Consider the following 18,273-nt stretch of genomic DNA (forward strand, 5'->3'; position numbering starts at 1 on the left):
GTGCCGGCGCCGCCTCTCGGCGGGACCGGCACCTTTTGACGTTCAGGGGCGAAGCCCGGTAAGTCCTGGCTACGGAGCCTTCTCAGCCGGCGGCACGTTGTCCGCCGGTCCCTGGGTAGGCCTCTCATTGGCTTTGTCAACGAGAGTGGAAGCGCCAGTCTGGACCTTATCTACTTGGCTGGTGTGCTTGCCGCCCGTCTTGGAGTCGACAAAATCACCTGCTTTGGTGATGCCGTCCTTGATGGCCTGCTCGTTGCCGCGGATCAGACCCTGAGCCTTGCCCTTTAGATCGTCAAGTAAACCCACGAGCACCTCCCTTCAATCGCCGGAGCCAGTTCGCTCCTCCGCATTCGATCCTAGCCCGGAAGGCAGTGCCTGCCAAGGAGTTCTTGACAAACTTTGTCAAACTGCATGAGGGCAAGAAAAAAGCAGCTCCGGGGAGCTGCCTTGTTTCGTGGGCGATACTGGGATCGAACCAGTGACCTCTTCCGTGTCAGGGAAGCGCGCTACCGCTGCGCCAATCGCCCGGAGCCGGTGACGCCGGCGGTTTCCTGGGTTCGGATCCTAGGGATCAAGAGAGCGGACGACGAGATTCGAACTCGCGACATCCACCTTGGCAAGGTGGTGCTCTACCAGCTGAGCTACGTCCGCATTTTTGAAGTTCAGCCGTGTGGCCGAACGTTCAACTACAAGCAAGTTTCCTTGCTCTGGTGGGCGATACTGGGATCGAACCAGTGACCTCTTCCGTGTCAGGGAAGCGCGCTACCGCTGCGCCAATCGCCCATTGCATCCGGTATTACCGGAAACCATGGTTTTCACCGAGGTGGGTACGGGATTCGAACCCGTGTATACGGCTTTGCAGGCCGCTGCCTCGCCTCTCGGCCAACCCACCGTGTAGGCGTCGATTCCGGGGAACCAGTGCCGTGACAGTGTCCTGCGAGCGGACGACGAGATTCGAACTCGCGACATCCACCTTGGCAAGGTGGTGCTCTACCAGCTGAGCTACGTCCGCATTTCGGAGCCGCGATTCCTTGCCGTATTCGGCAGTTCGTCGCGTTCCAACGAGTAAGAACTCTATAGGAGGTTCCGGGAAACTCCAAATCGAGCACAGCCGGCGTGGCCAGGGAAGCCGCACTTCCTTGAATTCTAGGGAAATTTTCGAATTACAGAGGTGTAGTTTCGGATGCCTGGACGGGCCGGCTCCGTCACAGGTCCCAGCCTTGGGCGTTCCTTGGACACCTTGCTCGGCTGACCTTTTCCAGGGGTCAACGCGCCGATTTCCGTTAACCCGCGATTGTCCGCTAGCATTCAAATGCATCGGGGCGATTGGCGCAGTGGTAGCGCGCTTCGTTCACACCGAAGAGGTCACTGGTTCGAACCCAGTATCGCCCACCGATGGAAAGTCCGTTCAGCCCAGGAAAACAACTGGGAGGAGCGGGCTTTTCTGTTTCCGCAACAATGTCTGACCCCCGTGAAAGAGTCTCACCATGACCGCTCCACTCCTCGCCCACGCCACGGAATATGGCCGAATGTACGCCCGCTCCACCACGGAGCAGTTCACGGTTCCCTCCATCACCACCGTCATTGGGCAGCAGGCCCACGGACTGGACGGCTGGTTCGGCTACATGGGTGCCAGCAGCCTGGCCAAGGATCCCTCGCTGCCGGAGATCCTTGGCAGCCCTGCGCGGGTGCGGCAGGCGGTGAACCGCGCGGCCAAGGCGGCCGAAACCTACCGGGACGAGGCTGCGCAGCGCGGGGACCGGGTGCACTACTACTGCGAGCAGGTGGCACTGCGTGCCCTCGGCCGGCCGCACCAGATGAAGGAAGCCCGTGAAGCGCTGGCCTCCAACGGCGAGGAAGCCTTCGCCGCCCGCTTCGATGAGTGGTGGGAGCTGTTCCGGGTGGAGCCGATCGCCCCGGAGATCACCGTGTGGAACAAGGCGGTGGGATATGCAGGAACACTGGACCTCGTCGCGAAGATCAACGGACGCACCTGCCTCATCGACTACAAGACCAAGGGAACGACTCGCGACGGCCAAGTCAAGCCCCTGGACGACAAGGTCGTCATGCAGCTTGTTGCCGGCATGAAGGCGGAGGAAAGCCTGGTGGATCCCGTGGCTGGGGAGTGGGAACCGTGGCAGCACGGCGATACCCCCGTCCTGCTCGCCGTCGCGATCGGTGAAACCGAGGTGCGGCCCGTCCGCGCTAACCCGGAAGTCCTGAAGCACCACTGGTGGAAGTTCTGTGCCCTGCGCCGGGTGTGGGAAATGTCAGCGGACACCGTCAGCGCCGGACCCGCGCTGCTGCCGTTGGCGCCGCCGGTGTTCTCCTGACCCTTCCTGCACCCGGCCGGCCGGGCCCGCTCCCGCCGTCATCTGCGCCGGCCAGGCGGCAGCTACTAAACTGGACTGGATCCCGTTACCCGTTCACCGTGAGGAAATGACTGCACATGGCAATTCTGAATATCCGTATCATCGGCGATCCCGTGCTTCGCACGGTTGCCGACCCTGTCACGGATTTCGGGCCGGAGCTGGCCAGGCTCATTGCCGACATGACCGAAACGATGGAGGACGTGGAGGGCGCAGGCCTGGCCGCGCCCCAGATCGGAGTCAGCCTCCGGGTCTTCACCTACCGGATCGGCGGCGTCGAAGGCCATGTCATCAACCCGGTGCTGGAAAACAGTGAGGATTTCCAGCCGGATGAGGTGGAGGGGTGCCTCTCCATCCCCGGCCTGGGCTTCCCGGTCCGCCGCTACCGCAGCACCCGTGTGACCGGCGTCGATGTGAACGGCAACCCCGTCTCGGTGGAGGCGGAGGGCATGCTTGCCCGCTGCTTCCAGCATGAGACCGACCATCTGGACGGCATCCTCTTCACCGACCGGCTCGAGGGTGAGGACCGCAAGGCCGCCCTGCGCTCCATCCGCAACGCCAACTACGACTCCATCACCGAACAGACCACCGCCAAGCGCGCCAAGACCGTCGGCTCCAGTTTCGGCGGCGGCAGCTTCGGGGCGGCAACGTCGGGAACCGGCAGTTTCGGCGCTGCCGGATGAGGGTCCTCTTCGCCGGAACACCGTCCGTAGCTGTCCCCTCGCTGGATGCGCTGGTGGCAGCCGGCTTCGAGATCGTCGCGGTGCTGACCCGGCCGGACGCGCCGGTGGGACGCAAGCGTGTGCTCACGCCGTCGCCCGTTGCTGCCCGGGCCGCCGAGCTCGGCATCGATGTCATCCACGCGTCCCGGGTGGACGCAGCCGTCACCGACCGGATCGCCGAAGCCCGCCCCGACGTAGCCGCGATTGTCGCCTACGGCGGTCTTGTGCCCCGCGCGGCCCTCGACATTCCGCCGCATGGCTGGATCAACCTGCACTTCTCCCTGCTGCCGGCCTGGCGCGGCGCGGCCCCTGTGCAGCGGGCCGTCATTGCCGGAGACGACGTCACCGGTGCCGTGACATTCCAGCTCGAGGAGGGACTCGACACGGGCCCTGTCATCGGCACGCTCACCGAAGCCGTCGGGCCGGAGGACACTTCCGGGGCACTGCTGGAACGGCTGTCCCACAGCGGCGCCGTCCTGCTCGCCCAGACGCTGTCCGCCGTCGGGTCCGGCGCGGCGTCGCCGCTTCCCCAGCAGGGGGAAGTGAGCCTGGCGCCCAAGCTGACCATCGACGACGGCCGCATCGACTGGTCGGAGCCGGCACTGTCCGTGGGCCGGCGGGCTCGCGGCGTGACACCCGAACCGGGAGCCTGGACCACCCTTGACGGCCAGCGGCTGAAGCTTGAGCCGGTGCGGCTCCGTCCCGACGTCACCGATGTTCAGCCGGGACAGCTGGCTGTGGCCGGCAAGAGCGTACTGGTGGGCACGGGTTCGCATGCCGTCGAACTCACCAAGGTGCAGCCTGCAGGCAAGAAAATGATGGCCGCGGCCGACTGGGCGCGCGGCCAGGCATCCCTCGAAAGCGTGGTATTCCAATGAGTGACTCCGGCAGAAGCGGGTCCGGGCAGGGCCGACCCAGCCGCGGCGGCCAGCGCGGTTCAGGCGCCGGCGGTTCGGGCACCGGCGGTTCGGGTAGCGGAAGTTCGGGCGAGCGCCGGGGCGGGGGCGGAACCAGCCGTCGCAATGCGCAGGGCAGGGAGCGCAACCGCGGCCCCCAGCGCAACTTCACCGAGAGCGCACCGTCGCAGCGCACCCGCAGGGCAGACCCCGCCAGGCTGGTGGCGTTTGAAGTTCTGCGCGCGGTCGCGGCCGAGGACGCCTATGCCAATCTCGTGCTTCCGGCGCGCATCCGGCAGCACGGCCTCGACCGGCGCGACGCCGGATTCGCTACCGAACTGAGCTACGGGGCGCTGCGGAACCAGGGCACGTACGACGCCATCCTCGCCCGCTGCGTGGACCGGCCCCTGGACAAGCTGGATCCGGCTGTCCTGGATGCCCTGCGCATCGGGGTCCACCAGCTGGTGGCAATGCGTGTACCTGCACACGCGGCCCTTGACCAGACGGTCGGCCTGGCCCGTGCGGTCATCGGCGCCGGTCCGTCGGCATTGATCAATGCCGTGCTCCGCAAGGTAGCGGCCCGCAGCCTGGACGAGTGGCTGGACGAGCTGGTTGCCGGCGAGCAGGACGAGAACAAAGTTGCTTCCGTCCGGTACGCCCATCCCGAGTGGATTGTCCGTGCCCTGCGGCAGTCCCTGGTGGCACACGGGCGCCCGGTCGGTGAAATCAATGACCTCCTGGAAGCCGACAACGCCGCGCCCGTGGTCAACCTGGTGGCCCTTCCCGGGCTGGGGAGCCTGGACGAGGCACTGGAGAACGGTGCCGTCCCCGGCGAACTGGTGGAAGGATCCGCCCTTTCCAGCGGCGGTGACCTTGGCCGGCTGGAGTCCGTCCGGTCCGGCACTACGCGCGTACAGGACGTCGGCTCCCAGCTGGTGGCCAGGGCTCTGGCGGCTGCCAGCCTCGACGCAGGGCTTGATGAAAACGCGGCGGACGCGGAAAGCGCAACAGGAGAAAGCACCGCCGGTGAAGCCTGGCTCGATCTCTGCGCCGGACCCGGCGGCAAGGCAGCCCTGCTGGGCGCGCTGGCGAACGAACGCGGAGCCACGCTCCTCGCCAACGAGCCCGCCCCGCACCGGGCCAAACTGGTCAGCCAGGCGCTGTCCGCTGTTCCTTCGGACGTCTGGACCGTCAGGACCGGCGACGGCCGGGAGGTTGGGTCGGAACGGCCTGCCGCTTTTGACCGCGTGCTCGTGGACGTGCCCTGCAGCGGACTTGGAGCCCTGCGCCGCCGGCCCGAATCCCGCTGGCGCCGCACGCCCAAGGACCTTGCCGACCTGGGGCCGCTGCAGCGCGAACTGCTGAACTCTGCCTTGGCCGCCGTGCGGCCCGGCGGCGTGGTGGCCTACGTGACCTGCTCGCCGCACCCGGCCGAAACCACAGCGGTGGTCAGCGACGCCCTGCGCAAACGCGACGACCTGGAGCTCCTGGACGCCGGCAGCGTGCTGGACGCCGTCAGCCTGGGCGGCGGCCTGGGCGCGGGTCATGAGAAGACCGCACAGCTGTGGCCACACGTCCACAGCACGGACGCAATGTTCCTCGCCCTTATTCGCCGCAAGTCCTGACTACTCAGGAAGCGCTGACTTCAGACTGATCCCACACCCCCGGACTTCCGTCCCGCGAAAGGACCCCGCATGACGCAGTGCTGCATCAACCCCAGCATCCTCTCCGCCGACTTCGTGAACCTCGAAGCCGAGCTGCAGAAAATCAGCAACGCTGATTCCGTGCACGTGGATGTGATGGACAACCACTTTGTCCCCAACCTCACCCTGGGGCTTCCCGTGGTCCAGCGGATCCAGGCGGTCAGCCCGGTTCCGCTGGACGCCCACCTCATGATTTCCGACGCCGACCGCTGGGCACCCGGCTACGCAGACGCCGGCGTCGCTTCCGTGACGTTCCACGCCGAGGCGTCCATCGCGCCGGTGAAGCTGGCCCGGGAGCTGCGGGCCAGGGGTTCGAAGGCCGGGATGGCGCTTCGTCCCGCTACCGCGGTGGAGCCGTACCTGGACATGCTCCCGGAACTGGACATGCTGCTGATCATGACCGTGGAGCCCGGCTTTGGCGGCCAGGCGTTCCTTGACCTCACGCTGCCCAAGATCCGCCGCGCCCGCGCCGCCATCGAGGGATCCGGCGTGAACGTCGCCATCCAGGTTGATGGCGGAATTACCGAGGAAACCATCGTCCGTGCCGCGGAAGCCGGAGCGAACGTCTTCGTCGCCGGGTCCGCGGTGTATGGCGCCCCGGATCCGTCCGGCGCCATCGACCGGCTGCGCAAGGCCGGCAGCCTCTAGCCCCCGGCCCCCACGAGCCCAGTCAAGAGCCCGGCCATGGAGGCAGCAACCCGGCCTCCATGACGGCCTCATGACGGTTTGTAGCGGGAATAGCCTGGGCACCCGCCAAGTTGTGTCAGAATAGCAACACACAATACGTGCTCCGGGGTCGGTGTAAGTCCGAACCGGCGGTGATAGTCCGCGACCCGCGAGCCGGTGTTTCCCTATACGGAAGCCCGGCGGACGGTTGAACTGGTGAAATTCCGGTACCGACAGTTAAAGTCTGGATGAGAGAAGCACGTACAGCTGTACTTGTGGCGTTCCAGAACGCCGCTGCGTTTCGCTGTCGTATACCCCGGAGCTGTCTCGGCTCTTGAGGGAAGGAACGACACGCACGCATGGACATCCTGCGTTGGCTCTTCGAAGCACAGATTCCCGTGGGCGGATCAGTGCTCATTCTCCGCGAAGTGCTGGGAAACATTTTTGGCCTTGCCAGTGCCCTCGGCGGCATGCGGCGCAAGGTCTGGGCATGGCCGGCCGGCATCGCGGGCAACCTTCTGCTCCTGACGGTCTTCCTGGGCAACGTCTTCGGCTCCGCCACGCCTGCCACGCTCTGGGGCCAGGCCGGGCGGCAGGTCATGTTCATCATCGTGGCCGTCTACGGCTGGCAGCGCTGGCGGCAAAGCCGCCGGGCGGCAGGAACCTCGACGGCGATCGCGCCGGCCTGGGCCAGTGCCAGGACCCGCGTGGCGCTGGTACTCGCGCTGGTGGCCGGAACCGCCGCCCTCACTCCCCTCTTTGACTCCCTGGGCTCCTACCCGCCGGTGTGGGCCGACGCCTGGACCTTCATGGGCTCGCTCCTGGCCACCTACGGCATGGCCCGCGGCTGGACAGAGTTTTGGCTGATCTGGGTTGCCGTGGACGTGGTGGGCGTTCCGCTGCTCTTCAGCGCCGGATACTTCGCCAGCGCCTTCATGTACCTGTTCTACGGCTTCTTTACCCTGGCCGGCTTCATCGTCTGGTGGCGGGCGTCCCGGACGCAGGCCCAGACGGACCCCTCCAACGTCAAGGTTGAGACCGCCTTCCCGGACCCGGCGGTGTCCAAGTGACTGCTACCCAGAAGCCGGTATCTGCCTTCACCGCCGCTGAAACAGCCGCCATGGACACAGCCCTGGAAGCCGCCCTGCAGGGCCCCCGAGGGGCCAATCCGCTGGTGGGCGCCGTCGTCGTCGGCCCTGACGGGCGTCAGCTGGCGACGGGATACCACCGCGGTGCCGGCACCGCGCACGCAGAAGCCGACGCGATAGCGGCGGCGGTCAGCGCCGACGTCGACCTTCACGGGTCCACCATGGTGGTCACCCTGGAGCCGTGCAACCATGTGGGCCGCACGGGACCGTGCGCCCAGGCCATCATCGACGCCGGGATAGCGAACGTCGTGTACGCCGTCGACGACCCCCATGATCCCGCCGCCGGCGGGGCCGCCACCCTGCGGAGGGCGGGGGTCAGCGTGCGCAGCGGACTGGCCGCCGAGCGTGCGCTGGAGCTGAACCGGCGCTGGTTCCAGGCCGTCGACGCCAAGCGCCCCTTTGTCACCCTGCACATCGCCCAGACCCTGGACAGCCGGATCGCGGCCGAGGACGGCACCAGCCAGTGGATTTCCAGCCCGGAGTCGCTGGCCGATAACCACGGCATCCGGAACCGCATCGACGCCATCCTCGTGGGAACGCAGACCGTGCTGGTGGACAATCCCCGCCTGACAGCCCGCGACGCCAACGGCGACACCACCGGAAAGCAGCCGCTGCGCGCGGTCATGGGACTTCGTGACGTGCCGGAAGACGCCGCGGTGCGAGGCGACGACGGCAAGGTCCTGCACCTTCCGACGCGGGACCCGCGCGAGGCCCTGGCCATGCTGTTCGCCGCGGGCACCAGGCACGTCATGGTGGAGGGCGGATCGAGGATCCTCAGCGCCTTCCTGGCCGAAGGACTCGTGGACGAACTCATCGTCTACCTGGCGCCCACACTGCTGGGCTCGGGAACGCCGGCCCTGAACGGCCTCGGCATCGGAACGCTCGCCGAGGCGCAGCGCTGGGAATGGGATGCCGCGTCCGGCGGCGCGGTCCAGTTCCTCGGCAGGGACCTTCGCCTGCACCTGCTCCCGGAGGAAGCCACCGTGCCCCACCGGACCCAGGACCCGCCCGCAGCGGCACAGTCAACAGCAACACAATCAACGTCAACCGATTCACTACCTGTCCGCACAGGAGCGGGCACAGCCATGGGAGGCTACTGATGTTCACCGGAATTATCGCCGAACAGGGAAAGGTCCTCTCCGTGGACCGGAACGGGGACACAAGCGCAACGCTGCGCCTGCACGCCCCCGGCACCGCTGAAGCGCTGTCGCTGGGCGGCTCCATCGCCGTCAACGGCGTCTGCCTCACCGCCACGGCCATCGACGGCAAGGACTTCAGCGTCGACGTCATGGGCGAGACACTCATCCGCAGCACCATTGGCGAGCTTGCGGCGGGCGACCCCGTCAACCTGGAACGCTGCGTCCCCGCCGGCGGGCGCCTTGACGGCCACGTGGTCCAGGGCCACGTGGACGGCGTCGGCGAACTGCTCGAACGCGAGCCGCAGGGAAACTGGGAACGGCTCCGGTTCGGAGTGCCACAGCGGCTTGCACGCTACATCGCGGAAAAGGGGTCTATCGCCATCGACGGCGTCTCCCTCACCGTCACCGCGGTCAGCCCGGCAGCCGAGGCGGCGCCGTGGTTCGAGGTGGGGCTTATCCCCACAACCCTGGCCGACACCGGCCTCGGGGCCAAGCCGGCCGGCGCCAGGGTCAACCTTGAGGTGGACGTGCTGGCCAAGTACACCGAGCGGTTGCTCGCCTTCCGGAGCGCAGGCTTGGAATTCACGGACGCCTCGAAGTTCGGCACGGAAGGCTCAGTTGTCACTGAAGGCGGGGTTCAGCTGTGAACGGCACGGCAAAGCTTGACGCCGAGGTGTCCGGCGAGCTGACCTCTGTTCCCCTGAGGCTGGACCCGATTGAGGACGCTGTCCGCGCCATGGCGGCCGGCCGGCCGGTGCTGGTGGTGGACAACGAGGACCGGGAAAACGAAGGCGACATCATCTTCGCCGCCCAGCACGCCACGCCGGCGCTCATGGGCTGGACCATCCGGTACAGCTCCGGCGTCATCTGCGTGCCGCTCGACGGCGCCCGGGCCGACGCGCTGGAACTGCCGCCCATGGTGGAGGTCAACCAGGACTCGAAGGGCACCGCCTACACCGTCTCCTGCGACGCCGCCGCCGGCGTAAGCACGGGCATCTCGGCCACCGACCGGGCCCTCACCGCCCGCGTCATTGCCGATCCGGCCAGCGGCCCGGACACGCTGACCCGCCCCGGGCATATTTTCCCGCTGCGTGCCGTTAATGGGGGAGTGCGTGAACGCCCCGGCCACACCGAAGCGGCCGTGGACCTCTGCCGGCTCGCCGGCCTGGAGCCGGTGGGCGTGATCGCCGAAGTTGTGTATGACGACGGGGAGATGATGCGGCTGGACGGCCTTCGGGTTTTCGCTGCCGAGCACGGCTGCCCCTTGATCTCGATCGAGGACCTGGTTGCCTATCTGGGAGCTGGCAACCGTGTATCTTCACAGGAGAGCACTTTGGAAGCCAGTCCGGCCGGAGAAGGGGAAACACGATGACGGCATCTCAAACAGCGGAACCGAGCAGCAACGGCCGGCAGCCGCATCCGGTGAGCAGCGGCCCTGTGGTCCAGCTGCCCACGGCGTTCGGAAACTTCGTGTCGCAGGCCTGGACCGATCTGGTGACCGGCGCCGAACACCTGGCGGTCAGCTCCCCGAACCCGGCCAAGGACGGCAAGGCGCCGCTGGTGCGCCTGCACTCGGAATGCCTCACCGGCGATGTTTTTGGCTCCTACCGGTGCGACTGCGGCGAGCAGCTCGCCTACGCCCTGGAGCTGATCGCTGAGAACGGCGGGACGCTGCTGTACCTTCGCGGCCAGGAAGGCCGGGGCATCGGGCTGGCCAACAAAATCAAGGCCTACGCCCTGCAGGAGGCCGGGTTCGACACCGTCGAGGCCAATGAGCAGCTCGGACTGCCCGTGGACGCCCGCTGCTACAAGGCTGCGGCGCAGATCCTGGCCGAGATGGGCCTGCACGAGATCCGGCTGCTGAGCAACAACCCGGACAAGCAGAACCGCCTGGCTACCGCGGGTGTCAGGGTCGTCGAGATGGTGCCCACCGAGGTGCCGTCGCGGGAGCAGAACCTCCGGTACCTGCAGACCAAGAAGGACCGCATGGACCACCTCCTGACCCTTGACACCGAGACTGCGGGCCTGCCCCGCACCGGCACTGACACCTTTGACCACGAACAAGACTGAACGGATCACGAAGACTTCATGAGCGGACATGGCGCACCCCAGATTGACCTCACCACCCTCGACCCCGCGGAAACCTCGCAGCTGAAGCTGGCGATCGTGGCGGCAAGCTGGCACACGCAGATCATGGACGGCCTCCTGGACGGCGCCCTGCGCGCGGCCAAGGATGCCGGCATCAACGAGCCGACGGTGCTGCGTGTCCCGGGCAGCTTCGAGCTTCCGGTCGCCGCCGCGCGGCTGGCATCGCACTTTGACGCCGTCGTCGCCCTCGGCGTCGTCATCCGTGGCGGAACGCCGCACTTTGACTACGTCTGCCAGGCCGCGACGTCGGGACTCACCAATGTCAGCGTCAGCACCGGCGTGCCGGTCGGGTTCGGCGTGCTGACCTGCGACACCGAAGAGCAGGGCCTGGACCGGGCCGGACTGCCCGGATCGTCGGAGGACAAGGGACACGAGGCCGTCACAGCTGCGCTGGCCACGGCACTGCTGCTCAGGCAGTACTAAAACATTTCCCTCGGTTCCGGGCGCCGCGGGGATGCGGGCGCAAGCATGCAACGTGTGCAATCGCTCACATCCCCGCCGTCATGGAACTGCCCGACAGGCGGGCCCCGGCCCCGAGCAAGTAGGCTGGAGGGCGTGAAGAATTTCGAGACGCTGTTCGCAGAACTGAGCGAGAAGGCAGCGACCCGCCCCGAGGGCTCCCGCACCGTCGCCGAACTGGAGTCGGGAATCCACGGCATCGGCAAGAAAGTCGTGGAGGAAGCGGCTGAAGTCTGGATGGCAGCCGAATACGAATCCGACGAAGCCGCCGCCGAGGAGATCTCGCAGCTCCTGTACCACCTGCAGGTCCTGATGCTCGCCAAAGGACTCAGTCTGGAAGACGTCTACAAGCATCTCTAGCCGCCTCTGCGTGGCCCCGCTTGCCTGACACAACCTTCCAAACCAGAAAGACCTCCTAATGCTGCGTGTAGCCGTACCCAACAAGGGATCCCTGTCCGAAGCCGCCTCCGCCATGCTGTCCGAGGCTGGCTACCGCCAGCGCCGTGACAGCCGTGAGCTGGTCATGGTGGACCCCGACAACGACATCGAGTTCTTCTTCCTCCGCCCCCGGGACATCGCCGTTTACGTCGGGCAGGGAACGCTCGACGTCGGAATCACCGGCCGTGACCTCCTGCTGGACGCGCAGGTGGAGGCGGAGGAACTGCTTCCGCTGGGCTTTGCCGCCTCTACGTTCCGCTTCGCCGGACCGATCGGCGACTTCAGCGCCGTGGAGGAACTCGAGGGCAAGCGCCTTGCCACCAGCTACGACGGTCTCCTGCGCGACTACCTGGCGGAGCGCGGCATCAAGGCGAAGGTGGTCCGGCTGGACGGCGCGGTGGAATCCTCCGTGCGACTCGGCGTCGCGGACGCCATCGCCGACGTCGTCGAAACAGGCAACACGCTCAAGGCCGCCGGCATGGAGATCTTCGGTGAGCCGATCCTCAAGTCCGAGGCAGTGCTCATCCGCCGTACCGGCGAGGGCGGCGCGGCCAACGGCACGGCCAGGGAAATCGATGTCCTGATCCGGCGCCTGCAGGGTGTCCTGGTGGCGCGCCAGTACGTGCTGATGGATTACGACATCCGCAAGGAGCTGGTGGAGCAGGCTGCCGGCCTCACGCCCGGCCTGGAATCACCCACCGTCTCACCGTTGCGAGATTCCGACTGGGTGGCCGTCCGCTCCATGGTGCCCAAGAAGGAAACCAACCGGATCATGGACGAGCTGTACGACCTCGGCGCGCGCGCCATCCTGGTCAGCAGCATCCACGCCTGCCGGATCTGACCCGGTTTCCTTCAACAGCACCCCCAGCAGCACAACAGGAGAAGTCATGGCTGTAGCCGTCCGCGTTATTCCCTGCCTGGACGTTGACGCCGGCCGCGTGGTCAAGGGCATCAATTTCGAAGGCCTCCGCGACGCCGGGGACCCCGTGGAACTGGCCCACCGCTACGATAACGCCGGCGCCGATGAACTCACCTTCCTGGACGTGACCGCCTCCTCCGGCAACCGGGAAACGACGTTCGACGTCGTCCGCCGCACCGCCGAGGAAGTGTTCATTCCGCTCACGGTCGGCGGCGGGGTCCGCGGCGTGGCCGAGGTGGACAAGCTGCTGCGCTTCGGTGCCGACAAGGCATCCATCAACACCGCTGCCGTGGCCCGCCCCGACGTCATCGACGAAATCACCCGGCACTTTGGTTCCCAGGTCCTGGTGCTGTCCGTGGACGCACGGCGTGTCCGCCCCGGATCCCAGCCCACGCCGTCGGGGTTTGAAGTGACCACCCACGGTGGCCGCCAGGGCACCGGAATAGACGCCATCGCCTGGGCCAGGGAAGCGGCGGACCGCGGGGTCGGCGAAATCCTGCTGAACTCCATCGACGCCGACGGCACCAAGGACGGCTTCGACCTCGAGCTCATCCGGCTGGTCCGGTCCGCGGTCAAGGTTCCGATCATCGCCTCCGGCGGTGCCGGGGAGCCTGCGCACTTCCCACCCGCCGTTCAGGCCGGAGCGGACGCCGTCCTCGCCGCCTCCATCTTCCACTGGGGCCCGGACGACATGATGTCGCAGGTCAAGACCGCAATCCGCGATGCCGGCTTCGAGGTCCGTTAAAACAAGCGAGCGGCCAGGGAACACTGCAGGCGTGGGCCCACATTGCTTCTGTTACAGCCCGACTTCGGCTGACTGGAGGAGGGCGACGGCGTCTGGCTGGCCTTCGAAGGTTACCAGTGCATGGCGCGTGCGGCCGTGGGCGTGCATCAGCAGTTCACCTGGCTCCCCGACGATGGCCACCGATACCGGGGCGCGCTTGGCAACGTGCCGGGGGCCGGAGGGGCTGACCAGGACGATGCCCAGGTCCACGCCGCGGTAGAGGATGGCTGCCCGTTTGACGAGCTCATCCCACAGGGCGTCCGAGTACTCCTCGTCGAGGGCACGTGGTGCCCAGCGGTCAACGGCCCGCCTGACATCCTCCGTATGGACGAAGTATTCGATCAGGTTGGAGCTCTCATCCAGTGCCTTGATCTTCATGGGCGAGAGCGCGGGCGGTCCCGCGCGGAAGGAGTTCACGAGCTTGGCGTAGTCGTCGGCCGTCGTGAGCTTTCCGGCCAGCCGGGCGGTCGCCTTGTCCGAGGCCTTGGACAGGCCCTTGATGATCAGGCCCAGCCCGACGGCAGCCTTCCGCTCGCGCAGGTAAAGGTGAGCTGCGAGGTCCCTGGTCTTCCAGCCCTTGCAGAGCGTGGGAGAGTCAGGACCGGCCGCCAGCAGGGTCTCGGCCAGGACTTCTCGGGACGGATCGACGAAATGCATCACTTGGAAAACTAGCACGTCCCCGGTGGAGTTGCGCAGCCGACTTTCTCCAGCCGACTGCACGGCCCGCAGGTGGCCCAATGCCCCTGCGGCCCGGGCGGTGTTCCGGGGGAGGTGTTCCGGGGGAGCGGGGGACGTGAGGGCGTTTGTGCCAGGGTCCTGTGATGGGCACTAGACTTGACGTGATGTCTGAGCAGCCCGCCCCCAGCCCCGCCCCCGCCTCACTCGCCGGTGCCCCTTCCTTCGGCGCCGGCGAAAGCCGTCTGCCGGGAAACCCCCTTCCAGCCGAAATTGCGTCGGCCCTGAAGCGGGATGGCGCCGGACTCGTTGCTGCCATCGTGCAGCAGTTCGACACCAACGAGGTCCTCATGCTCGGCTGGATGGACGACGAGGCGTTGTACCGGACCATGACCACCGGCCGCGTGACGTTCTACTCGCGCTCCCGGCAGGAGTACTGGCGCAAGGGTGACACTTCCGGTCACGTGCAGTGGGTCAAGTCGGTGGCCCTGGACTGCGACGGCGACGCCCTCCTCGTGCGGGTGGACCAGGTGGGGGCCGCATGCCACACCGGTACACGGACCTGCTTTGACGGCCGGGCCCTCGACGTTGTGGCGGGTCCGGCCAACTAGCGGCCCGCCTCTGCCACCCAGCAGGCCCCTGCACCCAGCAGGGCCCCTACGCCGAACAGGCCTTACACCCAGGCATTAACCAAGAACAGACGGAGAACCAATAGCGATGCAGGACCTCGGAATCATCAGCCCTGGCCTGGAAGAGTTCCGGGAACTCGCCGCCCACAGCCGCGTCATCCCTGTCCGGCTCAAGGTGTTGGCGGATGCCGAAACGCCGATCGGGCTGTACCGGAAGCTGGCGCAGGGCCAGCCGGGCACGTTTCTCATGGAGTCGGCGGCTGTCGGAGGTGCCTGGTCCCGATACTCCTTCATTGGTTCCCGGTCCCGCGCCACGCTGACCACCAAGGACGGACAGGCGCACTGGCTGGGCGAGCCGCCGGCGGGTGTGCCCGTGGACGGAAACCCTGTTGATGCCATCCGCGACACCATCGAGGCGCTGCGCACCGACCGGTTTGACGGGCTCCCGCCGTTCACCTCCGGCCTGGTGGGCTTCCTTGGCTGGGAAACGGTCCGGCATTGGGAGAAGCTGACCAGCCCGCCCGAGGACGACCTGCAGTTGCCCGAACTGGCCCTGAACCTCGTCACGGACATGGCCGTCCACGACAACATGGACGGCACGGTGCTGCTCATCGCCAACGCCATCAACTTCGACAACAGCTCCGAACGCGTCGACGAGGCCTGGCATGACGCCGTCGCCCGCGTTAAGGAACTGCTGGCACGCATCAGCACCCCGGTGCTCCAGCCGGTGTCCGTGCTGGAGCCGGCGGCCCTCGATTTTGCCGCCAGCGTCCAGGAGCGCTGGCACGAGCCCGAGTACCTCGCCGCCCTCGACCGGGGCAAGGAGGCGATCGTGGACGGCGAAGTCTTCCAGGTGGTCATCTCCCGCCGCTTCGAGATGGAGTGCGGGGCGTCGCCGCTGGACGTTTACCGGGTGCTGCGCAACACCAACCCGAGCCCCTACATGTACATCTTCAGCCTCGAGGACGCCGCCGGCCGGCAGTACTCGATCGTCGGCTCATCGCCGGAGGCGCTGGTGACCGTGACCGGCGAGGATGTCATCACCCACCCCATTGCCGGTTCCCGGCCGCGCGGCAAGACCGTCGACGCGGACAAGGCACTCGCCGAGGAGCTCCTCGCGGACCAGAAGGAACGGGCGGAGCACCTCATGCTGGTGGACCTGTCCCGGAACGACCTGTCGAAGGTCTGCGTGGCGGGTTCCGTGGACGTCACCCAGTTCATGGAGGTGGAGCGCTTCAGCCACATCATGCACCTGGTCTCAACCGTCGTCGGACGCCTGGCTCCGACGGCGAAGGCCTACGATGTCCTGAAGGCCACCTTCCCGGCCGGAACCCTTTCCGGCGCCCCGAAGCCCCGGGCACTGCGCCTCCTGGATGAACTCGAGCCGCACCGGCGCGGCATCTACGGCGGTGTGGTGGGCTACCTGGACTTCGCCGGCGACATGGACATGGCCATCGCCATCCGCTCCGCATTGCTGCGCGAAGGGCGTGCCTACGTCCAGGCGGGCGGCGGCATCGTGGCGGACTCGAGCAACCCGGCCGAGGCGCAGGAAACCGTCAACAAGGCGGCGGCCCCGCTGCGGGCCGTGCACACGGCCGGCTCGCTGCACAACATCACGCCGGATTCCGTAAGCGCTCCCGATTCGGCCACAGAGGCAAAGTCCTGATGCCGGTTCCCGCAGGATCCTCCGTGCCGGGCAAAACGCGCAGCACCGCACCGGGCTGGGCGCGCAAGTCCACGGTGGTGCTGCTGATCGCAGCCCTGGCGCTGGCGGTCTTCGGTACCACCACCCAGACCTGGCTGACGGTCCACCTGGACCCCCAGCAGCTGGGCCAGGCCTCCGGGGGCGAAGGCGGCCTCCAGGTCCAGGGCAGCAAAGCCGCCACCACTGTCACCGCCCTGGCCCTCGTGGCGCTGGCAGGCGGGCTCGCGGCCTCCATCGCCGGAAAGATCGCACGCTGGGTCATCACGGCCATCATCGTGTTGGCGGCGGCGGGCATCATCGCCGCGGCCGCCACCGTCCTCGCTGATCCGCTGGCCGCGGCCCAGGGCTCCATCGCCGCCGCCACCGGGGTTTCGGGAGGCGCCGCGGACGTGACCGTCAGTGCGTTCCCGGTGCTGGCCGTCGTCGCAGGTTCCCTGCTGGCCGTATGCGGCCTGCTGGTGGTTCCGGCGGGGCGGTACTGGAAATCCCGGACCAAATACGACGCCGCGGCGGCGGGTCCCGCGGGCGAGCAGACGGGCCCGGTGGACGAGATCGACAGCTGGGACAGGCTCTCCCGGGGCGAGGACCCCACCTGAGCCGGCGGGTCACGCAGCCACGCACCCCAGCCGCGATGCCGAAGGCCGCGGCAAAAAATGGCAGAATGTAAGCAGTATTGATCCTGAGGAGATTCACATGAGCAAAGCCACTGTTTCCGGTACAAAGCCCGCGGCCCCCAAGGAGCACCACGGCATCGACCACAGCATCGACCTGGGCCACGGCAACAGCCCGGCCGCCTGGACCTGCGTGATCGTCATGCTCATCGGCGCCCTCATCGCCTCCATCGCGTTCGTCATTGCGAACACCCCGATCTTCTGGGCCGGCATCGCCGTCATGTTCGTCGGCCTGCTGGCCGGCTTCATCATGCGCAAGGCCGGCTACGGCGTGGGCGGCAGCAAGATCAAGAACACCGGCCACTAATCGTGACTGTTCTCGATGACATCAACGCCGGTGTCAGGGAGGACATGGAGGACCGGAAGCGCCTCGTGTCCCTCGCGGAACTGAAGGACCGTGCCCTGGCGGCGGCTCCTGCCCGGGACGCGTGGGCTGCCCTTGGCGGCACGTCCGCGGACCGCGGCGAGCTTAAGGTCATCGCCGAGATCAAGCGCCGCAGCCCCTCCAAGGGCGACCTCGCCAGCATCGCGGACCCCGCGTCGCTGGCCGTGCAGTACGCCGATGGAGGAGCCGCGGTGATCAGCGTGCTCACCGAGCAGCGCCGTTTCAACGGTTCGCTGGCTGACCTGGACGCCGTCCGCGCCCGGGTGGACGTCCCGCTGCTGCGCAAGGACTTCACGCTGGACGAGTACCAGATCTGGGAAGCCCGCGCCCACGGTGCGGACCTCATCCTCCTGATCGTGGCCGCCCTGTCTGACCAGCAGCTGCGCGAATTCAGCGCCCTGAGCCGCGAGCTCGGCATGAACGTGCTGGTGGAAACGCACACGCCGGAGGAAGTCGAGCGCGCCGTGGCCGCCGACGCCCGGATCATCGGCGTCAACGTCCGCAACCTCAAGACGCTCGACGTCGACCGTTCCGTTTTCGCCTCGCTCGCCGGCAGCATTCCCTCCGGTGCTGTGGTGGTGGCGGAGTCGGGCGTTCGGAATGCCGACGACGTCGCGCACTACGCGGTGCACGGCGCCAACGCCATCCTCGTGGGAGAGGCGCTCGTCAGTGACGCCACCCCCCGTGAACGCATCGCGGAGTTCACAGCGGCCGGGGCCGCGGCCATCGCCGCCCGGGCCTGAGCTCCCACCCAACCGTGGACCCATCTGTCCGCACGCCGTGCGGACAGATGGTGCCTGACATCAATAAGAAAAAG

General features: G+C 67.3%; 21 protein-coding genes, 6 tRNA genes and 1 riboswitch. Of the genes, 20 read left to right on the plus strand and 7 right to left on the minus strand.

Features of this window, described 5'->3' with window-relative positions; translation table 11 throughout:
• Positions 1-69: 69 nt before the first annotated feature.
• From QFZ23_RS09585 to QFZ23_RS09610, 6 genes are all read right to left on the minus strand, one after another.
• Entirely contained in the window at positions 70-306 is a 237-nt protein-coding gene (locus QFZ23_RS09585) for an antitoxin (protein WP_306922446.1), read from the minus strand.
• Positions 307-455: 149 nt separating this feature from the next.
• Positions 456-527, minus strand: a tRNA-Val gene (locus QFZ23_RS09590).
• A 51-nt stretch (positions 528-578) separates the two neighbouring features.
• A tRNA-Gly gene (locus tag QFZ23_RS09595) sits at positions 579-651 on the minus strand.
• 57 nt (positions 652-708) lie between these two features.
• A tRNA-Val gene (locus QFZ23_RS09600) sits at positions 709-783 on the minus strand.
• Positions 784-821: 38 nt separating this feature from the next.
• Positions 822-892, minus strand: a tRNA-Cys gene (locus tag QFZ23_RS09605).
• A 47-nt stretch (positions 893-939) separates the two neighbouring features.
• Positions 940-1,012, minus strand: a tRNA-Gly gene (locus QFZ23_RS09610).
• Between the two features lie 308 nt (positions 1,013-1,320).
• Between QFZ23_RS09610 and QFZ23_RS09615 the strand changes: the two genes are divergently transcribed.
• The 15 genes from QFZ23_RS09615 to hisF all read left to right on the plus strand — a co-directional run bounded on the left by QFZ23_RS09615 (position 1,321) and on the right by hisF (position 13,352).
• Positions 1,321-1,392, plus strand: a tRNA-Val gene (locus tag QFZ23_RS09615).
• Between the two features lie 95 nt (positions 1,393-1,487).
• Positions 1,488-2,333, plus strand: a complete 846-nt coding sequence (locus QFZ23_RS09620; protein ID WP_306922448.1) for a cytochrome — start codon at positions 1,488-1,490, stop codon at positions 2,331-2,333.
• A 116-nt stretch (positions 2,334-2,449) separates the two neighbouring features.
• Complete coding sequence (def, locus tag QFZ23_RS09625; protein ID WP_306922450.1) at positions 2,450-3,052, plus strand: peptide deformylase; 603 nt, start codon at positions 2,450-2,452, stop codon at positions 3,050-3,052.
• A complete protein-coding gene (gene fmt, locus QFZ23_RS09630; RefSeq protein WP_306922452.1) occupies positions 3,049-3,969 on the plus strand; it encodes a methionyl-tRNA formyltransferase in 921 nt (306 codons plus the stop codon). The genes def and fmt overlap by 4 nt, the downstream gene beginning before the upstream one ends.
• Complete coding sequence (locus tag QFZ23_RS09635) at positions 3,966-5,612, plus strand: RsmB/NOP family class I SAM-dependent RNA methyltransferase (RefSeq protein WP_306922454.1); 1,647 nt, start codon at positions 3,966-3,968, stop codon at positions 5,610-5,612. The genes fmt and QFZ23_RS09635 overlap by 4 nt, the downstream gene beginning before the upstream one ends.
• Before the next feature lie 69 nt (positions 5,613-5,681).
• Positions 5,682-6,338, plus strand: coding sequence for a ribulose-phosphate 3-epimerase (gene rpe / locus QFZ23_RS09640; protein WP_306922456.1), 657 nt, complete (start codon positions 5,682-5,684; stop codon positions 6,336-6,338).
• Positions 6,339-6,471: 133 nt separating this feature from the next.
• Positions 6,472-6,621, plus strand: a riboswitch (FMN riboswitch).
• 94 nt (positions 6,622-6,715) lie between these two features.
• Positions 6,716-7,426 carry a nicotinamide riboside transporter PnuC gene (gene pnuC / locus QFZ23_RS09645; protein WP_306922457.1) on the plus strand — a complete coding sequence of 237 codons (711 nt, stop codon included), beginning with the start codon at positions 6,716-6,718 and terminating at the stop codon, positions 7,424-7,426.
• Between the two features lie 50 nt (positions 7,427-7,476).
• Entirely contained in the window at positions 7,477-8,604 is a 1,128-nt protein-coding gene (gene ribD / locus QFZ23_RS09650) for a bifunctional diaminohydroxyphosphoribosylaminopyrimidine deaminase/5-amino-6-(5-phosphoribosylamino)uracil reductase RibD (protein ID WP_306926779.1), read from the plus strand.
• Positions 8,604-9,290, plus strand: a complete 687-nt coding sequence (locus QFZ23_RS09655) for a riboflavin synthase (protein ID WP_306922459.1) — start codon at positions 8,604-8,606, stop codon at positions 9,288-9,290. The genes ribD and QFZ23_RS09655 overlap by 1 nt, the downstream gene beginning before the upstream one ends.
• Positions 9,291-9,316: 26 nt before the next feature.
• Complete coding sequence (gene ribB, locus QFZ23_RS09660) at positions 9,317-10,015, plus strand: 3,4-dihydroxy-2-butanone-4-phosphate synthase (protein WP_306926782.1); 699 nt, start codon at positions 9,317-9,319, stop codon at positions 10,013-10,015.
• Complete coding sequence (ribA, locus tag QFZ23_RS09665; RefSeq protein ID WP_306922461.1) at positions 10,012-10,713, plus strand: GTP cyclohydrolase II; 702 nt, start codon at positions 10,012-10,014, stop codon at positions 10,711-10,713. Before ribB ends, ribA begins: the two co-directional genes overlap by 4 nt.
• Before the next feature lie 18 nt (positions 10,714-10,731).
• Positions 10,732-11,214: a 6,7-dimethyl-8-ribityllumazine synthase gene (ribH, locus tag QFZ23_RS09670; protein WP_306922462.1), complete on the plus strand. Its 483-nt coding sequence runs from the start codon at positions 10,732-10,734 to the stop codon at positions 11,212-11,214.
• Between the two features lie 132 nt (positions 11,215-11,346).
• Positions 11,347-11,610, plus strand: a complete 264-nt coding sequence (locus QFZ23_RS09675; protein WP_003801526.1) for a phosphoribosyl-ATP diphosphatase — start codon at positions 11,347-11,349, stop codon at positions 11,608-11,610.
• A 58-nt stretch (positions 11,611-11,668) separates the two neighbouring features.
• Positions 11,669-12,529 (plus strand): ATP phosphoribosyltransferase, encoded by an 861-nt coding sequence (gene hisG / locus QFZ23_RS09680; RefSeq protein ID WP_306922464.1) that lies wholly within the window; start codon positions 11,669-11,671, stop codon positions 12,527-12,529.
• A gap of 46 nt (positions 12,530-12,575) precedes the next feature.
• Positions 12,576-13,352, plus strand: a complete 777-nt coding sequence (gene hisF / locus QFZ23_RS09685) for an imidazole glycerol phosphate synthase subunit HisF (protein WP_306922466.1) — start codon at positions 12,576-12,578, stop codon at positions 13,350-13,352.
• Between the two features lie 51 nt (positions 13,353-13,403).
• Here the strand turns inward: hisF and QFZ23_RS09690 are convergent, their stop codons facing one another.
• A complete protein-coding gene (locus QFZ23_RS09690) occupies positions 13,404-14,048 on the minus strand; it encodes a TIGR03085 family metal-binding protein (RefSeq protein WP_306926784.1) in 645 nt (214 codons plus the stop codon).
• A 185-nt stretch (positions 14,049-14,233) separates the two neighbouring features.
• Between QFZ23_RS09690 and hisI the strand changes: the two genes are divergently transcribed.
• From hisI to trpC, 5 genes are all read left to right on the plus strand, one after another.
• A complete protein-coding gene (gene hisI / locus QFZ23_RS09695; RefSeq protein WP_306922468.1) occupies positions 14,234-14,677 on the plus strand; it encodes a phosphoribosyl-AMP cyclohydrolase in 444 nt (147 codons plus the stop codon).
• A gap of 106 nt (positions 14,678-14,783) precedes the next feature.
• Positions 14,784-16,361: an anthranilate synthase component I gene (locus QFZ23_RS09700; RefSeq protein ID WP_306922470.1), complete on the plus strand. Its 1,578-nt coding sequence runs from the start codon at positions 14,784-14,786 to the stop codon at positions 16,359-16,361.
• Positions 16,361-16,996 (plus strand): Trp biosynthesis-associated membrane protein, encoded by a 636-nt coding sequence (locus QFZ23_RS09705; protein ID WP_306922473.1) that lies wholly within the window; start codon positions 16,361-16,363, stop codon positions 16,994-16,996. Before QFZ23_RS09700 ends, QFZ23_RS09705 begins: the two co-directional genes overlap by 1 nt.
• 97 nt (positions 16,997-17,093) lie before the next feature.
• Positions 17,094-17,378, plus strand: coding sequence for an HGxxPAAW family protein (locus QFZ23_RS09710; RefSeq protein WP_306922475.1), 285 nt, complete (start codon positions 17,094-17,096; stop codon positions 17,376-17,378).
• Between the two features lie 2 nt (positions 17,379-17,380).
• Complete coding sequence (gene trpC, locus QFZ23_RS09715) at positions 17,381-18,199, plus strand: indole-3-glycerol phosphate synthase TrpC (protein ID WP_306922477.1); 819 nt, start codon at positions 17,381-17,383, stop codon at positions 18,197-18,199.
• The last annotated feature ends 74 nt before the right edge of the window (positions 18,200-18,273 follow it).

This window comes from Arthrobacter globiformis (genome assembly GCF_030818015.1).
Lineage (GTDB): Bacteria > Actinomycetota > Actinomycetes > Actinomycetales > Micrococcaceae > Arthrobacter > Arthrobacter globiformis_C.

Excerpts from the sequence above, each read along its gene's own strand:
- QFZ23_RS09620 (WP_306922448.1), top strand. The coding sequence starts at position 1,488 with ATGACCGCTCCACTCCTCGCCCACGCCACGGAATATGGCCGAATGTAC.
- def (WP_306922450.1), top strand. The coding sequence starts at position 2,450 with ATGGCAATTCTGAATATCCGTATCATCGGCGATCCCGTGCTTCGCACG.
- fmt (WP_306922452.1), top strand. The coding sequence starts at position 3,049 with ATGAGGGTCCTCTTCGCCGGAACACCGTCCGTAGCTGTCCCCTCGCTG.
- QFZ23_RS09635 (WP_306922454.1), top strand. The coding sequence starts at position 3,966 with ATGAGTGACTCCGGCAGAAGCGGGTCCGGGCAGGGCCGACCCAGCCGC.
- rpe (WP_306922456.1), top strand. The coding sequence starts at position 5,682 with ATGACGCAGTGCTGCATCAACCCCAGCATCCTCTCCGCCGACTTCGTG.
- pnuC (WP_306922457.1), top strand. The coding sequence starts at position 6,716 with ATGGACATCCTGCGTTGGCTCTTCGAAGCACAGATTCCCGTGGGCGGA.
- ribD (WP_306926779.1), top strand. The coding sequence starts at position 7,477 with ATGGACACAGCCCTGGAAGCCGCCCTGCAGGGCCCCCGAGGGGCCAAT.
- QFZ23_RS09655 (WP_306922459.1), top strand. The coding sequence starts at position 8,604 with ATGTTCACCGGAATTATCGCCGAACAGGGAAAGGTCCTCTCCGTGGAC.
- ribA (WP_306922461.1), top strand. The coding sequence starts at position 10,012 with ATGACGGCATCTCAAACAGCGGAACCGAGCAGCAACGGCCGGCAGCCG.
- ribH (WP_306922462.1), top strand. The coding sequence starts at position 10,732 with ATGAGCGGACATGGCGCACCCCAGATTGACCTCACCACCCTCGACCCC.
- hisG (WP_306922464.1), top strand. The coding sequence starts at position 11,669 with ATGCTGCGTGTAGCCGTACCCAACAAGGGATCCCTGTCCGAAGCCGCC.
- hisF (WP_306922466.1), top strand. The coding sequence starts at position 12,576 with ATGGCTGTAGCCGTCCGCGTTATTCCCTGCCTGGACGTTGACGCCGGC.
- QFZ23_RS09690 (WP_306926784.1), bottom strand. The coding sequence starts at position 14,048 with ATGCATTTCGTCGATCCGTCCCGAGAAGTCCTGGCCGAGACCCTGCTG.
- hisI (WP_306922468.1), top strand. The coding sequence starts at position 14,234 with ATGTCTGAGCAGCCCGCCCCCAGCCCCGCCCCCGCCTCACTCGCCGGT.
- QFZ23_RS09700 (WP_306922470.1), top strand. The coding sequence starts at position 14,784 with ATGCAGGACCTCGGAATCATCAGCCCTGGCCTGGAAGAGTTCCGGGAA.
- QFZ23_RS09705 (WP_306922473.1), top strand. The coding sequence starts at position 16,361 with ATGCCGGTTCCCGCAGGATCCTCCGTGCCGGGCAAAACGCGCAGCACC.
- QFZ23_RS09710 (WP_306922475.1), top strand. The coding sequence starts at position 17,094 with ATGAGCAAAGCCACTGTTTCCGGTACAAAGCCCGCGGCCCCCAAGGAG.